At 57.1% G+C, this 16,198-nt stretch carries 14 protein-coding genes and 1 pseudogene; 5 read left to right on the top strand and 10 right to left on the bottom strand.

The annotated features are described in order from the left end of the window. Positions 1-118 precede the first annotated feature (118 nt). The gene (locus tag E0L37_RS00675; protein ID WP_133489900.1) at positions 119-841 is read left to right on the top strand and encodes a hypothetical protein; all 723 of its coding nucleotides are present in this window, start codon (positions 119-121) and stop codon (positions 839-841) included. Positions 842-980: 139 nt separating this feature from the next. Here the strand turns inward: E0L37_RS00675 and E0L37_RS00670 are convergent, their stop codons facing one another. Next, positions 981-1,295, bottom strand: a complete 315-nt coding sequence (locus E0L37_RS00670) for a DUF736 domain-containing protein (RefSeq protein ID WP_133489899.1) — start codon at positions 1,293-1,295, stop codon at positions 981-983. A gap of 619 nt (positions 1,296-1,914) precedes the next feature. Here E0L37_RS00670 and E0L37_RS00665 point away from each other — a divergent pair. Continuing rightward, positions 1,915-2,445, top strand: coding sequence for a GNAT family N-acetyltransferase (locus E0L37_RS00665; RefSeq protein WP_133489898.1), 531 nt, complete (start codon positions 1,915-1,917; stop codon positions 2,443-2,445). Positions 2,446-2,569: 124 nt separating this feature from the next. Here the strand turns inward: E0L37_RS00665 and E0L37_RS00660 are convergent. Together E0L37_RS00660 and E0L37_RS00655 are read right to left on the bottom strand one after the other, a co-directional pair. Next, a pseudogene (locus E0L37_RS00660) lies at positions 2,570-4,480 on the bottom strand (ParB/RepB/Spo0J family partition protein); the annotation flags it as partial. Positions 4,481-4,659: 179 nt separating this feature from the next. After that, the gene (locus tag E0L37_RS00655; protein WP_133489897.1) at positions 4,660-5,487 is read right to left on the bottom strand and encodes a DUF932 domain-containing protein; all 828 of its coding nucleotides are present in this window, start codon (positions 5,485-5,487) and stop codon (positions 4,660-4,662) included. 668 nt (positions 5,488-6,155) lie between these two features. Here E0L37_RS00655 and E0L37_RS00650 point away from each other — a divergent pair. Then, positions 6,156-7,286 carry a nucleoid-associated protein gene (locus E0L37_RS00650; RefSeq protein ID WP_133489896.1) on the top strand — a complete coding sequence of 377 codons (1,131 nt, stop codon included), beginning with the start codon at positions 6,156-6,158 and terminating at the stop codon, positions 7,284-7,286. Then, positions 7,252-8,835, top strand: a complete 1,584-nt coding sequence (locus E0L37_RS00645) for a hypothetical protein (RefSeq protein ID WP_240687404.1) — start codon at positions 7,252-7,254, stop codon at positions 8,833-8,835. Before E0L37_RS00650 ends, E0L37_RS00645 begins: the two co-directional genes overlap by 35 nt. A gap of 35 nt (positions 8,836-8,870) precedes the next feature. Here E0L37_RS00645 and radC read toward each other — a convergent pair whose 3' ends face one another. The 7 genes from radC to E0L37_RS00610 form a co-directional block, all read right to left on the bottom strand. After that, positions 8,871-9,380, bottom strand: a complete 510-nt coding sequence (gene radC, locus E0L37_RS00640; RefSeq protein ID WP_133489895.1) for a DNA repair protein RadC — start codon at positions 9,378-9,380, stop codon at positions 8,871-8,873. Between the two features lie 467 nt (positions 9,381-9,847). Next, a complete protein-coding gene (locus E0L37_RS00635) occupies positions 9,848-11,131 on the bottom strand; it encodes a hypothetical protein (protein ID WP_133489894.1) in 1,284 nt (427 codons plus the stop codon). Between the two features lie 11 nt (positions 11,132-11,142). Next, a complete protein-coding gene (locus tag E0L37_RS00630; RefSeq protein ID WP_133489893.1) occupies positions 11,143-11,961 on the bottom strand; it encodes a TIGR02391 family protein in 819 nt (272 codons plus the stop codon). A 25-nt stretch (positions 11,962-11,986) separates the two neighbouring features. Next, positions 11,987-12,292 (bottom strand): DNA-binding transcriptional regulator, encoded by a 306-nt coding sequence (locus tag E0L37_RS00625; protein ID WP_090487213.1) that lies wholly within the window; start codon positions 12,290-12,292, stop codon positions 11,987-11,989. Beyond that, entirely contained in the window at positions 12,273-12,656 is a 384-nt protein-coding gene (locus tag E0L37_RS00620; RefSeq protein ID WP_133489892.1) for a type II toxin-antitoxin system RelE/ParE family toxin, read from the bottom strand. The genes E0L37_RS00625 and E0L37_RS00620 overlap by 20 nt, the downstream gene beginning before the upstream one ends. Before the next feature lie 160 nt (positions 12,657-12,816). After that, entirely contained in the window at positions 12,817-14,016 is a 1,200-nt protein-coding gene (locus tag E0L37_RS00615) for a site-specific integrase (RefSeq protein WP_133489891.1), read from the bottom strand. Between the two features lie 438 nt (positions 14,017-14,454). Further along, on the bottom strand, positions 14,455-15,366 hold the full coding sequence (locus E0L37_RS00610) for a LysR family transcriptional regulator (protein ID WP_133489890.1): 912 nt from the start codon (positions 15,364-15,366) through the stop codon (positions 14,455-14,457). 121 nt (positions 15,367-15,487) lie between these two features. Between E0L37_RS00610 and E0L37_RS00605 the strand changes: the two genes are divergently transcribed. Then, positions 15,488-16,165, top strand: coding sequence for a histidine phosphatase family protein (locus E0L37_RS00605; RefSeq protein WP_097057655.1), 678 nt, complete (start codon positions 15,488-15,490; stop codon positions 16,163-16,165). Positions 16,166-16,198 lie beyond the last annotated feature (33 nt).

Raw genomic sequence — 16,198 nt, 5'->3', positions numbered from 1 at the left:
GCGGCTGACACGGGCGTATGCCGACAACAGCGAACGCAAAGCCGATCAACAACTGAAGCGCCTCGTTGAATGTGGCATGTAATCCCCTCAGAAGAACCGTTGAAAAGGGCTTTTATTGGTGAAACTTCCTCTTGTAGATACGTTCTCTCCCACCTATGAAATTTGGGAAAAAAGAGATCCTACGCTTGATGAAATGCTGGCAGCAGGAAATCCCCATCTGCGTATCCCAATCAGATTGGAAGCATGTATCTCTAACGCCTACGATGCTGCCACTCACATGGCAAAAGTCGGCGCCGATAATAGGCTTGGCAACTTCATTGACGATGCCTTGGACAAAAGTGTCGCGTACAGGTCTTGGCGGCAAACGATGCCATCCAAGACACCAGACGAACTTTCGCGGTATCAGAAGCGCTATCCACATTGCAATTTCGAGCAGGTTTCCGCTGAGATAGAAGCGGTCGGCCATGTGCTCAGTGAAGGACAATGTCTTTTCCACGCAGGGCTATGGCCCGCCAATGGCAATCGTTTGTTAACAGATCGTCCGCTTTCCACCTCATTCTGCCCTCAGGTTGCCTTACGTAACGCAAACCATAAAGGCAAGGGATATGACGCCGACCGGATTGACTTGTTCGTACTAAGAGCGACCAATCCGAAGACCAAGGTTTTCGCTTACAGACGGAAAGGTACGAATCTAGGCCATGAAAACGAAGTTGTGTTTGCCGCTGGCGCAGAGTTGTCGCTGAGATCAGCCGTTCCGGTTAATACCAACTATCCGGCTGGAAAGTATGGGTTCCCGGATAAGCGAATATTGGTTCGCGTTCTGGAAATTGATATTTCGTAAGCGGCTTTAGCTGATCAAGCCCTGAAAGCAAGCAACGGTGGCAATGCAACCGAATTGCGCGCGCCATAGGTGAGCGCATGACATGCTGCATCAGCGGTAAGATGCCCCGCCGTAATGGACGGGGCACGGTGAGCGGCGGTTACACCGCCTGGGGCCTGCTGCGTGACCAGATCAGGTCGTGCGTGCCGTCCTCGCCCTCGATCAGACGAGCGTAAACCGGAGCCGGGAACGAAGGGTCGTCGGCGGTGACTGACAGGTAGTCTCGCCCGGCCTCGCTGGTTTTCTTCCACGCCGCACCGATGTCGTGCCCAGCAGCCTGGAGGCGAAAGTCTGGAGCATTCTCGCTGTCGCCCTTGTCGTTGGGAACCAGCTTGACCTTGACGTTGAGCGTCAGGGTACGAAGAGTGCCGGTGTAGCCGTCTTTGTCTGCGGTAAAAGTGCCGATGTTGGCCATGATGTTTCTCCTTTCGGGTTAAACAAGGTTCGCGCCCATCGCGTCCTTGTTGTGATCCGAGCGGCGGGGGACGGGCTGGCTGCACCGCTTGCGGTCGCAACGTAGTGAAGAACCGGAAGGCGCAAACAATTTGCCGCGCGAGGAATGCACCCAGCGCAGGGGAAATTGTTTGCGCCACACGGTTGCAGCCATAAAGCCCGAGGCGCAGCCGGGCCACCGCCAGGATTCACAACGACACAAGGACGCCTTGGGCCGAACCGCTCCGAAAGGAGACCTGGACAACTCGGGATTTCCGCACGAAGGCTTCACCGGCTCTCGGGCTGACGTGGGTCAGGTCACCCTCACGATGAAGACGAGAATTCCCCACTGCATGCAATGGCAATGGTGTTGACATGAGGTGTGGCTTCACCATGGCGAGATCAGGCGAGTGTCCGCGAACTCTCCTTCATGACACAATGGACAGCACCGCCAGCATTGAGGAGGATACAAATTTGCACAACCTGTCGCAGCAAGCTCTAGCGTGTTCGTCAGTACGTAGCCTGACGAAAATCGGCGACGTATCGCACCAACACACCCAAGCCGCTCTATATTTGTAGATTAAAGAAGCAAGCATAAACCCATGACTATCCAGTTCCGACACGAAACCCCGAGCGACATTGCCACTATAGAAGCGGTCACAATAGCCGCTTTCGCCAATGCAGCGCATACCAGCCACACGGAGCAATTCATCGTGCGCGCACTGCGTGTCGCCAGTGAACTGACGCTTTCCATCGTGGCCGAAGATCAAGGCCAGATTGTCGGTCATGTGGCCCTGTCGCCCGTAACCATCACTGATGACCATGGACGACAGGTCAAAGGCTGGTACGGCTTGGGGCCGATCTCCGTCCTGCCGCAAAGACAGGGAGAAGGCATCGGCTCTCACCTGATGGAACAAGCGTTGTTCGAACTGCGGGCCATGCAAGCTACAGGTTGCGTGCTGTTGGGAGATCCCGCGTATTATGCGCGGTTCGGTTTTCAGGCCCATGAGGGCCTGCAACTGCCGGGTGCGCCACCCGGCTACTTCATGGCGCTGGCCTTGAATGGGCCAGTACCCGAAGGCAACGGCGTTTTGACTCTGCTGTTGGTCTTCAACACAGGACGCGGTAGCTGATCCCAGTTATTCCTTCATCTCGATGAGTCTCATTTAGCGTGTGGCAAGGCGCGAATCATCATGGGCTGCTTTCCTGCCAAGGAAGCACCCTGGCCGAGGACAAGGTGCTTGTTCTCAATCAAGGCTATGCAGCTGCCGTTCCGCTTGATACTTCCTCCATCGCCTCAGCATCCTGTTCCTGAGCGGGTTCCTGCGGGTTGTCAGTCTTGAAGACAGCAGGCATCCAGTCCGTGCCTTCGACCAGTCGTTCCGCTTCACTGGCAATATCAGCCTTCTTCAACTTGGCCAGCCGGGTGACGTGCTCCGGCGCGTACTCACCCACCGCTTGCAAAATCGCTGCCTTCGGAACGTGTTTGAAGTAGCTTTCGGCGGTCGGTTGCCACCATGCGGCCATATTGAGGCCGACGGCCTGCGCCAGTTCCGCGCCGGGCGGGTGCAGACTGGCACGAGGCGTCACCACGTCCACCGTGGAAGCCACGCACACGGCCAGCAGCCGCACCAGTTCGTCTTGCGGCTTCGCCAGCAGCGCGGCGAACAGTTCGGCCGTGTCCTCCGGCAGGGCTTCGCCCGCGACTTGCTGCAATTCGCGCAGCGCCACAGCGGCGGGTGATTCCGGCCAGTCCGGGGCCATGCCTTCCAACCGGTCTTGCACTTTGAGGCTCACGCCTAACGGCAGATCGCGCCCGTAATGGCTTTCCTGCAAGACGGTCTGCACCATACCATGCACCACGGCGGCCAGCGCGGTTTGCGGATGCCGGGCCACTTCGATTTGCAGCGCTGCGGTGCGATGCGCGCTCAACCGCTGCGCCAGCCGGTCGGATATGACCGGGGCTTGTGCCTCGTCTGCCGTGTCGCCTTCATTGTCGCTCTCAGCATCCACGCCAGCCAGTCCCTCCCGCAGCCGTTCCAGCGTGCGCAGCGCCTTGGCTTCGGCCTCGCGCATCAGTCCACGATGGATGACAGCCTCGCCATTGCGATCAATGGTGACAATGGCACCGGCGGCAGCCTTCACGTTCGGGTCGTAGTCCTGCAAGCGATCTTCCAGCGCCTGCAATTGCTCGCCCAGCCGCTCGCCCTCGACTTGCAGCGCATCGGCTTTTTCCTCGTCATCGGCGTCCAGCGCGCTATCCACAGCGTCATCAATAGCCTGCATCTTGGTTTGCAGCTTTGCGATACGCTCGGCTTCGCGTTTGGTCGGGCTGCGGCGCTCTCTGGGAGCACGGTGAAAGGTGTGTAAATCGGCGTGGGTCATGGCGGGTGTGGCATCGACCCGTCCCCAGCCTTCCGCCTTCACCTCGGCGGCAGTTTCAGCCAGCTTCTCTTGTGCCAACCTTTCCAACAGTGGGGCATCGGTCAGGTACACGCCCTCGTCATCCTCCGCGAACAGGTCGCGGCGGACACCGCCGCCAGCAGTCTCATAGACATCCAGCCCGACAAAACGCACCAGCGGATGCCGGCGGGCTTCAATCTCGCGCTCGGTCAGGCGTTCGCGCAGCCTATTCGGGCTGCGCTGCCATTCCGGCGCATCGTAGAACGCACTCTCCTGCGCCGTGTGGTCGTCGGTGATGGCAAGGGCCATCAACTGGTCGAGGCTCACCGCATCGGCTCGATAGTCGGCCATCAGGCGCGGGGAGACGTTCGCCAGTTTCAAGCGGCGCTGTACCACCAGCGGCGTGACGGAAAAATCCGCTGCAATGTCCTCGATGGGGCGGCCTTCGGCCACCAGTGCCGCGAAGGCTTCAAACTGGTCTGCCGGGTGCATGGCCTCCCGCTGTACGTTCTCGGTCAGGCTCACGGTGCGGGCGCTGCCATCGCTTACCAGCAGGCAAGGCACTGCCCAATCCTTGGGAATGCGCCGTTTCTTCGCCAGCCGCTTGAGGGCGGCAAGGCGACGACTACCGGCCACCACATCGTAATGCTCGCCATCGCGGGCCTGAATCACACTCAGGTTTTGCAGCAAGCCAACGCGCTGGATGCTGGCGGCCAGCGCGTCAATGGACTGGCCAGTGGTTTTGCGCACGTTGCGGCGCGAGGGTCAAAGCTGCGACAGCGGCACACGCATCAGGTCTTGCGTCAAAGCGGTGTTGTCCTGTGTGGTGGTGTCAAAGGTTTCGGGTTGGGTCATGGTAGTCATGGTGATAACTCCTATCGGTTCAGGGATGCAGCAGCAAAAGACGCGGCAAGGGCTGCTGCCTGACCCTGCCGCGTGAGGGTTCAGGCTTTCAACTGGCGCAGACCATCGGCCAGCAACCACAGGGCGCGGTTCAGGCGCACATCGGAATTAATGCCCTGCACGGCGCGGGTACGCTGGCGGCGTCCGTTGGCGCTTCGCCGGGACAAGCCGCCTTTGGTTAGGTTTTCCTGGGTGCGGTTGAACACGCTCCACAGGTCGGGGCGGCGGTCATCGAACCGGCGCGGCATCAAGATTTGCGATTCGGTGATAGGTGCGGGTTTGTTGTCCGTGGGGTCGTACTTCAGCGCCAGCGCGGAACGGGCGAAAACTTCGGCTTCACCATCGTCCAGCGTCACGGCCCGCATGGCGTCGCGGGATTCCTGCACCCGCTCGAAGCCACTCAGCACCTCGTAGGCGCCCTCAATGACCTGTCCGGCCACGTCGCCCTTGTGCGGTACTCGCACATCGGCCACGGTGTCGCCGCACACCAGTCCGTTGGCGCAGACAAACCGGAACATTCCGGCCAGCATCTGGTAACTACTGGTGCCGTCATGGGAGTTCAGCAAAATGATTTCATTGGCTTCCGCACCGTTGATCTGGCTGGCGTGGCGCAAGCGAATCATGTGCTTTGTGTAGTCGCGCCGGTCTTCGTGGCGCGTGCGGGTCTGCGCCACCATGAAGGGTTGAAAGCCTTTCTTGCGCAGTTCTGTCAATACGGCGGCGGTGGGAATATAGGCATACCGCTGTGAACGGCTCTCGTGCGGGGCGTCCGCGAAGATGGAAGGGGCCACACGTTGAATCTGGTCATCGGACAGCGGGGAATCGCTGCGCAGTACCGGGGAACGGGAAGCGAAACGGGATGCAAGCATGGTCTGTACTCCTGACAAAATGGGGTTGTTGGTCACACCGCGCACCAGATTCCTAGATTCGGAGCCCAGCCTTCCGGCTGTTCGGTGTGTTTGGCACGAAGAACCCGGTTGGCCTCGTTGCCACCGTCTTTCCTGAGTTCATCGCCCGCGACGGTCAGGAGCGCGCGGACGGGAGCCGTCAAGGAGGCAAGCGCTGGGTAGGTGCGGCCCGCAGGCGCAGCCGAGGACACGGCCCGGCGCGCCTTGATGGCACACGGACGCGGGCTACAGTCGCGGACAAGGTGATGGAATCAGGAGAGATGGCTGGACAGGCAACGGCCGCCTCAATGTGCCGACCGCACGCAAGCGAAGCGCGCAGGCCCGAAGCTGGAAGCCGGGCCGGAGGCGTCAGGGATGTGAAAGGCTGGCACCAGCCAGTCCCGTCAGGGATGACTGGATAGTGAACCTGGAGCAGCGCGGTTCGCGAAGCGAAGACGTGAAAGTGTGTCCAAGTGTTATGAATTTCTGGTAAATTAGGGGGGTTAAACAAAGGGGGGGTTGAAAATCCAAGGGTTTGTGAAGCATCAATTCCTATGCTTTCTAGTGGCCATCCTCAAAAGCGATAACAGCGGTCTGAAAACCAAGTTTACGTATAGCTTGCTCTTAGACCGGATAAAAATGGAGCTTCGATGAGCTTTCTCAGCGAGACCGAGGTTGAAAACCTTACCATTGAACGAATGATTTTCCACGTTGTCGATCCCGCGTCGGAATCACCCACCTTTCTAGCAGAAGTGAAGCCGCCGCAATGCGTCGACTTTTTTGTTGAACGCGTCAAAGAAACCCTTCGTGGGGCCGCGTACGAATTTCTTCCAGGTGCAGGTGTTCCCGATCTTCTCTATCGAGCTTTACCAACCTCTGACGGGGACGATGAGTTTATTCAGGTCTCGCATGATCTCGCCGACCGGTTCAAAGACAAAGTCAAACAGGACAAACGTCTTGCTCCAGGCGTGTTAATGCTCTTTGCACTTAAAACGACAGGCAATGTTCAACTAGTCGCAGTTATTAAGTATGAGCATCAGCAAGTAGTCTCTTACTCCTATATTAAGGATGAGAACGGGGCGCCAGTTTTAGACACCGATGGTAATCCTGTCCCTGATCTTCAAACGCTTGTGGAAACATTTACAAAAGATCGCAAGGCTATGCAGAAATCTGCGGTCATTCGATTCCAAGATTATAGAAAATCCGCCAAGCATAAGACGCCTCAATCGTCAGTCGTTGTAATTGACCATTCATCCGGCCGCTACCGAGACGCAACGCAGCATTTTGCCAACTTCCTGGATATTAAACGTACGCTTGAGCCCATCGAACTGACTAAGCGTCTTGAAGATGCCGCTGTCGAATCTATAAAAGCAAATAAAAGTGAAGTTCCACCCGAAGTTGCTAAAGCCCCTAAACGCTTTGTACGGACTGCAATCTCAAGACTTGACGGTTTCGACTTTGAAAAGCCCGAAGAATTTTTGAGCGCCGTATTGCAGGGAGTTTCCCCGGAAGCAAAAATCCTGAAAACCTTTAAAAGCAAACTCGCCAATAAGAATATAAGTACGGAGGCATTCAAATTCGAGGGAGCCACACCGCCTGCGGCCGAGTACCGTCGTGTAGTCACGAACGAAGGCATTACACTTTTATTCAGTGCAGGGCATGAAGAAAACAAAAACGTAGAAATAAAAGATGAAGACAATGGCGGCGTTGAAATAACGATACGATCCACCGGTCTGGAACGGGACGATGAACTCGAAAAAATGCCTAGAATCCCTGATTGATGGGTTAGGAAAAAGCGCAAATATTCGGGAAACTATTGGGCAACTCGATATTTCCGGCCAAGTTTCTCCAGAACAATCGGATTCGTTTAAACTGGCGTACGACGATTTCTTGAACGAGTTGTCTGACGAGTGGTCGATTTCAATTCGCGATGGTGAATTTTCAGAGATTTCCATAGATTACATCACGAACGAGGATGTTACTCTTGTCGTAAAGAAGCCGGTAGGCGGCAGGGTTTTCTTTGCTACGATGGCAGGTTTTTCATCTGCTCTTGATAATAAGTCGTTAACTCTATCCAGAGAACTATTGGTACTGGGCTCATTTACTGGATTCAAAACCCAAGGGTTTTCCGTTTTGCCTTGGGATGGCATCCCTCTGTCTGGTTTGACTTATTCTGATCCGAGCCCAGATGCAATTGACCCGAGAAAAGGAATCGTACGAGATCTAACTGGCATCACTGTTCCTGCTGACCCATATCGTTGGATATTGTTGGGTGACAAAGGGAGTGGCGAACCCTGGGAGGTCTGGAAAGGCAAGGCAACCAGGAAGCTAGCCACTCTTTTTGTTTCAGATGTCTGGGAAGGAGACAAGCCAAAAATATCTCTTAATGGGTCAAGGAAGCGTACGTTTATACTTGGAGACGAATGTCAGGATAACAAGGCGTATGAGAAAGTTTGCCAAGCAGCCGAGTGGCTACTTGTAAAGCAAGATACCGAAGCTCGCCATGAAGTTCTCGTACGTCGTCTTTCCGCTATTGTGAGAGATTCCGACACCAATACCGACTGGCTAACCGTATTGCCAGAAGCATTGCAAGAAGCGCTTGATGGAGCGCGGCTTGATCATCGCGCTTATGTAAGATCGAAGTCTGCAGAAACGGTGAAGGCAATGGCTGATCTTCGAAAAGCCGTCGGAGAAGATGTTTCACGTATCGTAGAGCGCGTTCATCGGCTATCGACTGGCTTTGTCGTTGGTCTTGCAGCATTAGCAACCGGATTAGGCGTTCGGCTGACATTGCTAACATCACAAAAAAATACCTGGCCAGCTGTCGGAATCATTTTTTGCCTCGTTGTTCTCGCAATTACTTGGGCCAGCATAATTCTTCAACGCCATGTCAGCTCGAAGTCATTAGTGAATGAGCTTCAAAACATGAGGCGATGGCACAAAAATGTTCATACAGCATTGACCCGTTCAGACTATAGGGAGTTGGCGTTGCGCCCGGTATTGGATGCAGTCCGGCTATACAAGAAGACCGCCAAATTTACTAATAAAGGCATGATTTATGCTTCGATTATATTTTTAGCTTCCTTTGTTGTTATCCCGCTTTTTCACTCTGCAGAGAAACCACTTGCAACAAGCATAGAACGCGATCAGACACCGCCAGCTGGCGCAGCAAGCACTAAAGCAACACCAACACTTGAAGATGTCATTCAAAAACCCGAAGTACTCAGTGAGGATGCCAGCATCTCAACGCAGACAGCCAGGACTGAAAATGACAACAAAACTGAGAGTGCAGGTTTATTAGAAGATGAGCAGCCTGGATCTTCAGAATAGCTGTTAAAACAAAAAAAGGGGCCGAAGCCCCAGAGTTAAATTAACCCTCGCTCGGCAAACGACGTGGTGTCGCTACCGGCGACAATGACATGATCCAGCGAGCGTACATCCACCAGCGCCAGAGCCTCCTTGAGCCGCTTGGTGATGGCTTCATCAGCACGGCTCGGCTCGGGATTCCCGCTGGGATGATTGTGCGAAAAAATCACCGCCGCCGCATTGAGCCTAAGGGCTTCCTTGACGACCTCGCGTGGATACACCGACGCACCGTCAATGGTGCCCCGGAACATCTCGGTGTAGTCGATCAGTCGATGCTGCGAATCGAGGAACAGCACCGCAAAGACTTCGTGCTCGAAGCCTGCCAGCTTGGCACATAGGTACTCCTTGACAAGTGTTGGTGAGGTGAAGGACATACCACGTTGTATTTTCTGGTCGATGACCTGGCGCGCGGCGTCAAGAATCTGATCCACCGACGCTGGCAGGTAGCGCCCTTGCGCGTCACGAACCAGCAAAGAGGAATCGAACGAGGAAAAGGACAGTTGTGTCATGATCGTGCTCCGGTTGCTCGGGCGGAATTGCCCGGAACCGGCGTCAGCACGGCGCAGCGGAAGCTGTCACAGGGTCATGAACGGCCATGGCCGCAAGCGTGCGAGCACGCGCAGCCCTTGACGGCGAGAACGCCGTGGTACGGTGACGGGAACAGCAAGACCGCCCATACCCCCCCATTGCACACACTCGCTCTTGGCAAGCGGAGCGCGCAGGCCCCATGGGCCGAAGGTACTCAGGGATCAAAGCCGGATGGCCGCGATTCGACACGAAGCGCGGGGCGCAGCCCGCGAGCCCGACGGCGGCACGCCGGGATGCACGGTTTAGATTGGGTAATCCTGCAATAGTGTTCTGTATGCCACACTCGCAGGATGCCAAGCATCATGGAACGTTAGTCGGTATCCAACTCGTCGAGCAGCCTGGCTTAGCTCCGCCGGGGTGCTCATGAAGGATTTCCAATGAGGCGTGGTCACACCTCGTGATGGGCTGCCGTGTGGTTGTGTTTAAGATCCGAAACTACGGCAATCAATCTATTGACTGGCTCGGCCAATCGCTTTGGTAATACACGGTGCTGGGAAAAGGTTTTTTCATCGGCAATCCAGCGCTTCGCAACCCACACATCGTCTTCGGGGTGATTGTTGTCCACGCCGTTGCAATACTTGTAGCCAACAAGCGCATCGGTGTGCGACAGAAGGATACGCGCCATGGTCATGTGGAAACGGTGGGCTTGAAGGTCCGCTGGCCCCTTGGGGCGAGGAAGGGTCAGGCGAAGACACTTCTGACTATTGAAATCTTTCCAGTCAGATCCAACAACCTGCCCGGCACGCTCCAGCATCTTGCGAGCCTGGTCGTTCTTCCCGTTGACTAACGCCACGGAAACCGTCCCCTTCGGATACTCCAGCTTGTCGGCAAGCAGATTCATCCAGCGTACCAGCTTGTTCAGCGTTTTATCATCGGCAAACACCAGGAACTGGTGGCGCTGTTCGTCGTCAAGAAACGCCGGTAGTTGCGCATAGAGGGGGTATAGCAGGTCATGGAGATAGATGTAGGTCTGTCGGCGCCCTTGTTCATGGCTACGCGTGGTCGCCGTCAACACTTGCCGTGCCCATTCCGGCGTAAGTTCGGGCAGTGTCATTTCGGTGATATCGATGGAGATGAGTGGGAAGCCGAGAGACTTTCCGATCAGCGCTTTGCGCCCGTCAAAGGCGTGGCCAAGTTCGATTTCAACCCCACCAAGCACCATCGGCTCAGCCTGGACCGGTGGACCGAGCACAGCCACGTCGAGCCGGAACTGGCTGCCAAACGGCGTCTCTAGGGGATGCTCGGTTGCCACCTGGTCGGCACCAAGCAACAAATTTCCTTCCAGCGGATAGTCCGATGCATCGACATCTTTAAACGCCCAGGGCATTGCAAGCCCGGCATGCAAACGTCGGGTGAGTTCCTCCGCGACAAGCTCTTTCGCCCGCCGGTGTTCGGGGCTTTCCTGCACGGCGCGCCATCGGTTGGCTTCTTCATCGTCGAAGTGCTCTTTAGGCTTAAAGATGTGCTGAGTAGGCAGTACCCGAAAATGGGATCGCCGGCGCAATTTTCCATGTTCAAAGGAAGGACTGACCCAGGTCACCATTTGTCGCGATCCGTCAGAAGAGACCAAAGGCCAAAGCTTGCGCGCATGTTCCCGGCTGCGGACGTCACGTGCCGCGATCGTGGTCTGGAAAATCCCTTTCCGGGAGAAAACAACAATCGCCTCGTCCATTGTCTCTCCCTTTACGCCGATACAGCAGCAAGTCTCGTGACGCCATCCAGCTTGCGGTGAATCAGTGACACCAGCGTCAGGATGTCCAGGGCGTCTTGTTCGGACATGGGCCAATGTGTCTTGGCGGCATGGGCAAGCGGATTGCGTACCGCGCCAAACAGGCCGACCAGAAGATTTACAAAGCCTTTCTGCTCGCTCTTTTCAGACTCCGTGTTCAGTGCCTTCAAGATAAGCACGGGTTGCTGACCCCCAAATGCCTTATTCACAAGGTCAGCACCATCGCCACTCAGGCCAGAGAGCTGGCGAATGCGCTCGGCGACGCCCTTGGTCGCTTCAAAAACCGCGTGAAAATAATTTTCCTCCATGAGTTCTGCGCGGCAGTAATTCAGGACTTCTGCATGTACAGCGCGACTTTCCAGCGCCGCTTTGAGGCGCCCAGCTCGTGCGCGGGCCTCGTCCAGCGTATGGGCCTTGTCGGCATAGCCGACTTTGCCATCTTCGCGCACGTAGAAACCCGAAAAGGCCAGGACAACATTGAGTTCATCGCGACGCCATGCGAATGTCCCGGAATCGCTGGCATAACTCACTGGATTCATCGCGCGATTGATGAACATGATGAGATGGTTGCCGACCTGGTGCCGATTCTGTGCACCAGCTAGAGCATTGAACAGCCGTTTCCATTTGGTCATGTCCGGGGATGGGTCGGCTACCTGAATCTCTTGTAGCAACCGACCGATTTGGGTGCCGGTCAGACCTTGTGCGGTGTCGGCAAGAACGCGGCAGGCAGCTTCCAGGTGCTGGGAGCTAAATGGGGCAATTTGTGACGCCACTATCTGTATCTCCGTCGTACACTCATCAGATAATGGCCTGCAAGCCTTTGTCGGCGATGACGTTGAGCAGCTTGAGCGCCGGGCCGGCTGGACGCGTTTCACCCTGTTCCCACTTGCGTACCGTCGAGGCGGAGGTATGCAGGTGATGGGCGAACACGGGCTGGCTGAAGTGCAGCGCCTCACGCAGACGTTTAATGTCGCCGGCACTGAACTCGCGCACTGGCGGCGGACAGATCTCGTCGAACTGACGCATGGTCACCTTGTTGATCGCGCCAGCGTCGTGCAATGCAGCCAAGTCACCACGCAAAGATTCAATGATTTTGCTCGTCACAACACACCTCCAGTAGAACACCAGTCTGCAATGCCTTCACCAACTCCTTGGCCGATAACTCTAGAAATACCTTGCCGGCATATTGCAGCGCTTTTTTCTCGTCCCGCGTGATGTTCGCCTTGTCGCTTTTCGGGAACCCATGCAGGAATACATAACGGTGGCCAACACGGGCTGATAACAAGGTACGGTAGCCACCGCTCTTACCCGCACCAGGGCGGGCGACCCGCTTCTTGTAGAGGTGGCCGCCCAAGTCGGCATCAATCAGCCCACTTTCCATTTCCAGGACCGCCTTGCACAGAGCCGCATCGGACAGTTTCTCGCCAGCTTGCCACCGCGCAAAGTCCTTTCGCTTCAAGACGTTCATATCCGTTCACCTTCAAAACTATACCCGTAACGGGCATGATTGTCTAGCCCTTGCAAGTGGCAGGTCGCCACCCGCCTCCAGAGGCCGTCCATGTCCAATAGTCGCAACAACGTTGCGACTATTGGGTCGGTAAACCCAGACGCCGGGATACTGAGCCTGTTCATACGGAAGCCCCCTTGGCGTGTGGCGTCCCTATAATCGTCTTGCGCCGGTTTGCCACCAGTTCGGCCGCCTCACGCACCGGATCATCCTCGGTGTGGATGTAGCGCATGAACATGGTCACCGTCTTATGCGCTGTCAGCACCATGCCGACCTTGACCGGGATGCCTGAGTTGGCGATATCTGTGGCCGAGCGGTGGCGGATGCCATGCGTGCCAACGTGAGGTACGCCAGCCGCTTTGAGCGTCCGGGTCCAACCGCCGTAATACTCCCCATAGGTCAGGTGGGTGAGCGGATTACGTGGCGACGGCAGCACATAACGCGCTCCGGGCTGCCGAGGGGCCGAGGAAAGCAGCTGATAGGCTTCCTCGCTCATGGGCTTGGACATACCGCCGGTCTTGCTGTCGGGCCAGACCACCCGGCGGTTCTCCAGGTCAATCCACTCCCATTCGAGTAGCACGATTTCGGAGCGCCGGGCAGCAAACTCGAATTGCAGACGGATCGCCAACGGGACGACATAGGGCACCAAGCCCTCGGCCTCGATTTGGTCAAGGTGCTTGAATAGCTTGGCCATTTCTTCGTCTGTAATGAGGCGAGTGGTCTTTCCCCCGGTATACAGCGGAACGTGTCGGCACGGGTTCGAGCCATCAGGTCGATAGCCCCAAATCTCAGCCAGGTTGAACATCTTACGTAGGACAGATAGCGCCTTGTTTGCCTCACCCGGCTTGTAATCCAGTTTTTTCATCATCGCGGCCACGTCAGCGCGTTTCACATCCTGGACCTTCATCCGCCCCAGGATCGGGATAATGTTGCGGTCGATGTTGCCCTGGTAGCCTTTCTGCGTACTGGGTTTGTTGCGGTGCTTGGAGTAGTCCTCCATGAACTTTACGCACAGCTCCTTGACTGTCGGCGCCTTGCGCGCTTCGGCCTTGGCGGCCCCCGGATCGCCGCCTCGGCGAACCTCGGCCAGCCAGTTTTGCGCCAATGAACGGGCCTGTTCGACAGTCAACTCTCCGTACAGGCCCAGTGCTGGCTTACGCCGCTCACCGGCATTCGTCCGGTACTGGAGCATGAAGACCTTGCGGCCGGCCGGCGTGATCTTGCACAGGAAGCCGGGGACGAGAGTGTCGCGCAACTCGACGGGCTGCGCCTGGGGCTTTGCCGCATCAATTGCGGACTTGGTGAGTTTGATCTTGGCCATAGCTGACTCCTTGGAAAGACCCGTTTCCAGGAGCCTGTTAGGAGCCAAGCGGATGGAAGCCGGGTCAAGTTTCGGAAAGCACCGGCATATGATGAATTAGCCTAAGTTATTGATAAACCTGCTGTATCGAGCTTAGGCGTAGTCCAGCGAAGTACGGTGCTGGAGTCATGGTGAAATAAAAAAAGGGAGCCCAAGGCTCCCTTTTCCCGGAGTGGCCACAACCCACAATCAGCCACCCACTTGTACCGCTACGGCCCAAGCCACGACTCCCAGAATGACGATAAGCAATACTCGTCGTCGTACCAGGGGCCAGTTGACGTGCCACATGGTCGGTTCCCCCTTGCATTTTTGGCACCCCCGCGACGACGGGGTGCTAAAACGGTACAAGTGAGACATGTGTCACACAATACGAACAAAGAGGGAGCGGAAAGCACCGCATTAAGAATGAGCAGACAGTTGTTCCATAACCGCCATGACCTTCTGCCGCAACCAGCTGTGGCCGGGGTCGGCGCTTTGATCCCGATGCCAGTACAGATGTAATTCCAGCCCCGGAATGTCCACCGGCAAGGGCTCGGTGTGCGCGCCTTTCGGTGCCAGGCGGCGGGCCAGCAATTCAGGCAGAGTCAGCAGCAGATCGGACCCCATTACCGTGGACAAAGCGGCCTGGTGATGTTGGCAGCGCAGCCGGATATGACGCCGGTAACCCAACCGGGAAAGCCCGAAGTCTTCCATGCCCGGCCCTTCCCGGCGGGACGACACCAGCACATGCTGGGCGGCCAGATACGCCGGCAGATCAAGATTTCCGGCCAGCGGGTGACCAGCACGCATCATCACCACCAGCGGCCCCTGCATGACCCTCCGATGCTGCACCGACTCCGGTAACGGCAGCAGAATATCGGTGGCCAGATCAAGGCGCCCGCTGGCCAGCTCCGTGGCCAGTTGCCGGCGTGGCACCGTCATCGACTGCAAACGGATGCCTGGGGCCTCGTCCACCAACGCGGAGATCAGCGGCGGCAACAGGCACCCTTCCAGACCATCCCGCAGCCCGAGCACGAACGTGCGCTCCGCTTCGCCAAGATCGAATCCCCCTTCATGGCTGAGGCAGCGCTGCAAGCCACCCAGCGCGTGACGCACCGGGGTCACCATGGCCCGAGCCCGACTGGTGGGCACCATGCGCGCGCCCTGCCGCACGAACAGGGGGTCCTCCAAGCGCTCCCGCAGGCGCGCCAGGGCGTGACTCACCGCCGGCTGGGTAAGGTTGAGCACCCGTGCCGCCCGGGTCAGGGACCCTTCCGTATAGATGGCGTCGAACACCACGAACAGGTTCAGATCGAAGCGCGAAACATGCATGGGTTTTATCCGGAATTATTTCAAATATTCATTCGATTTATTGAAAACCGATACCTAGCATGAGGTCAATGGTTGCTGTGTTCGCTGGCACCGGCGCCCGCGGACCCCGGGAGAATACGCAATGCCTGTGATTTATCTGATCCGCCACGGCCAGGCCAGCTTTGGCGCGGAGAATTATGACGCCCTGTCCGATAACGGCTGGGAACAAAGCCGGATCCTCGGCCGCCATCTGAGCGAGCAGGACCTGGGCGCCCCCCAGGCGGTATGCGGCTCGCTGCGCCGGCACCGGGAAACCGCCGAAGCGACACTGGAACAAATGGCTCTGCCGAAGGAATGGCAGACCGATCAGGGTTTCGACGAGTACGACCATAAGAGTCTGCTGCATGTGCATTGGCCGGAGTCCGCCGATCATCAGGCACTGTCCGCCTGGCTGGCCGAGCAGCCCAATCCCCGGCGCGCCTTCCAGGCTCGCTTCGAGGAGGCCCTGCAACGCTGGCAGCGCAACGAAGACGACTACAAGGAAACCTGGCCGGCATTCCGTGAGCGGGTTCTGGCGTCGCTTTACAGCCTGGCCAATGGCCTGGAACGCGGCGATTCCGCCCTGGTGTTCACCTCTGGCGGCGCCATCAGCGTGGCCATACAGCACCTGCTTGAACTGGCCGACGACGCCTTGATCACCTTCAATCGCGGCCTGGTCAACACCAGCGTCACCCGTCTGCTGGTCAATGCCGGCCGCCTGCGCCTGGCCACGCTCAACGAACACCTGCACCTGCGCGGCGAACTGCTGACTTATCGCTGACTGCTGTGAAAAGGCACGAAAAGGCCCGCGGGG

Origin of the sequence: Alcanivorax sp. 24, from assembly GCF_004360225.1 — a bacterium.
GTDB classification, from domain to species: domain Bacteria; phylum Pseudomonadota; class Gammaproteobacteria; order Pseudomonadales; family Alcanivoracaceae; genus Alloalcanivorax; species Alloalcanivorax xiamenensis.
Note: the sequence above shows the minus strand (reverse complement) of the source record. Positions and strands in the feature narration are given on the sequence as shown.

Excerpts from the sequence above, each read along its gene's own strand:
- E0L37_RS00655 (WP_133489897.1), bottom strand. The coding sequence starts at position 5,487 with ATGCTTGCATCCCGTTTCGCTTCCCGTTCCCCGGTACTGCGCAGCGAT.
- E0L37_RS00610 (WP_133489890.1), bottom strand. The coding sequence starts at position 15,366 with ATGCATGTTTCGCGCTTCGATCTGAACCTGTTCGTGGTGTTCGACGCC.
- E0L37_RS00635 (WP_133489894.1), bottom strand. The coding sequence starts at position 11,131 with ATGGACGAGGCGATTGTTGTTTTCTCCCGGAAAGGGATTTTCCAGACC.
- E0L37_RS00615 (WP_133489891.1), bottom strand. The coding sequence starts at position 14,016 with ATGGCCAAGATCAAACTCACCAAGTCCGCAATTGATGCGGCAAAGCCC.
- radC (WP_133489895.1), bottom strand. The coding sequence starts at position 9,380 with ATGACACAACTGTCCTTTTCCTCGTTCGATTCCTCTTTGCTGGTTCGT.
- E0L37_RS00665 (WP_133489898.1), top strand. The coding sequence starts at position 1,915 with ATGACTATCCAGTTCCGACACGAAACCCCGAGCGACATTGCCACTATA.
- E0L37_RS00605 (WP_097057655.1), top strand. The coding sequence starts at position 15,488 with ATGCCTGTGATTTATCTGATCCGCCACGGCCAGGCCAGCTTTGGCGCG.
- E0L37_RS00620 (WP_133489892.1), bottom strand. The coding sequence starts at position 12,656 with ATGAACGTCTTGAAGCGAAAGGACTTTGCGCGGTGGCAAGCTGGCGAG.
- E0L37_RS00650 (WP_133489896.1), top strand. The coding sequence starts at position 6,156 with ATGAGCTTTCTCAGCGAGACCGAGGTTGAAAACCTTACCATTGAACGA.
- E0L37_RS00645 (WP_240687404.1), top strand. The coding sequence starts at position 7,252 with ATGAACTCGAAAAAATGCCTAGAATCCCTGATTGATGGGTTAGGAAAA.
- E0L37_RS00670 (WP_133489899.1), bottom strand. The coding sequence starts at position 1,295 with ATGGCCAACATCGGCACTTTTACCGCAGACAAAGACGGCTACACCGGC.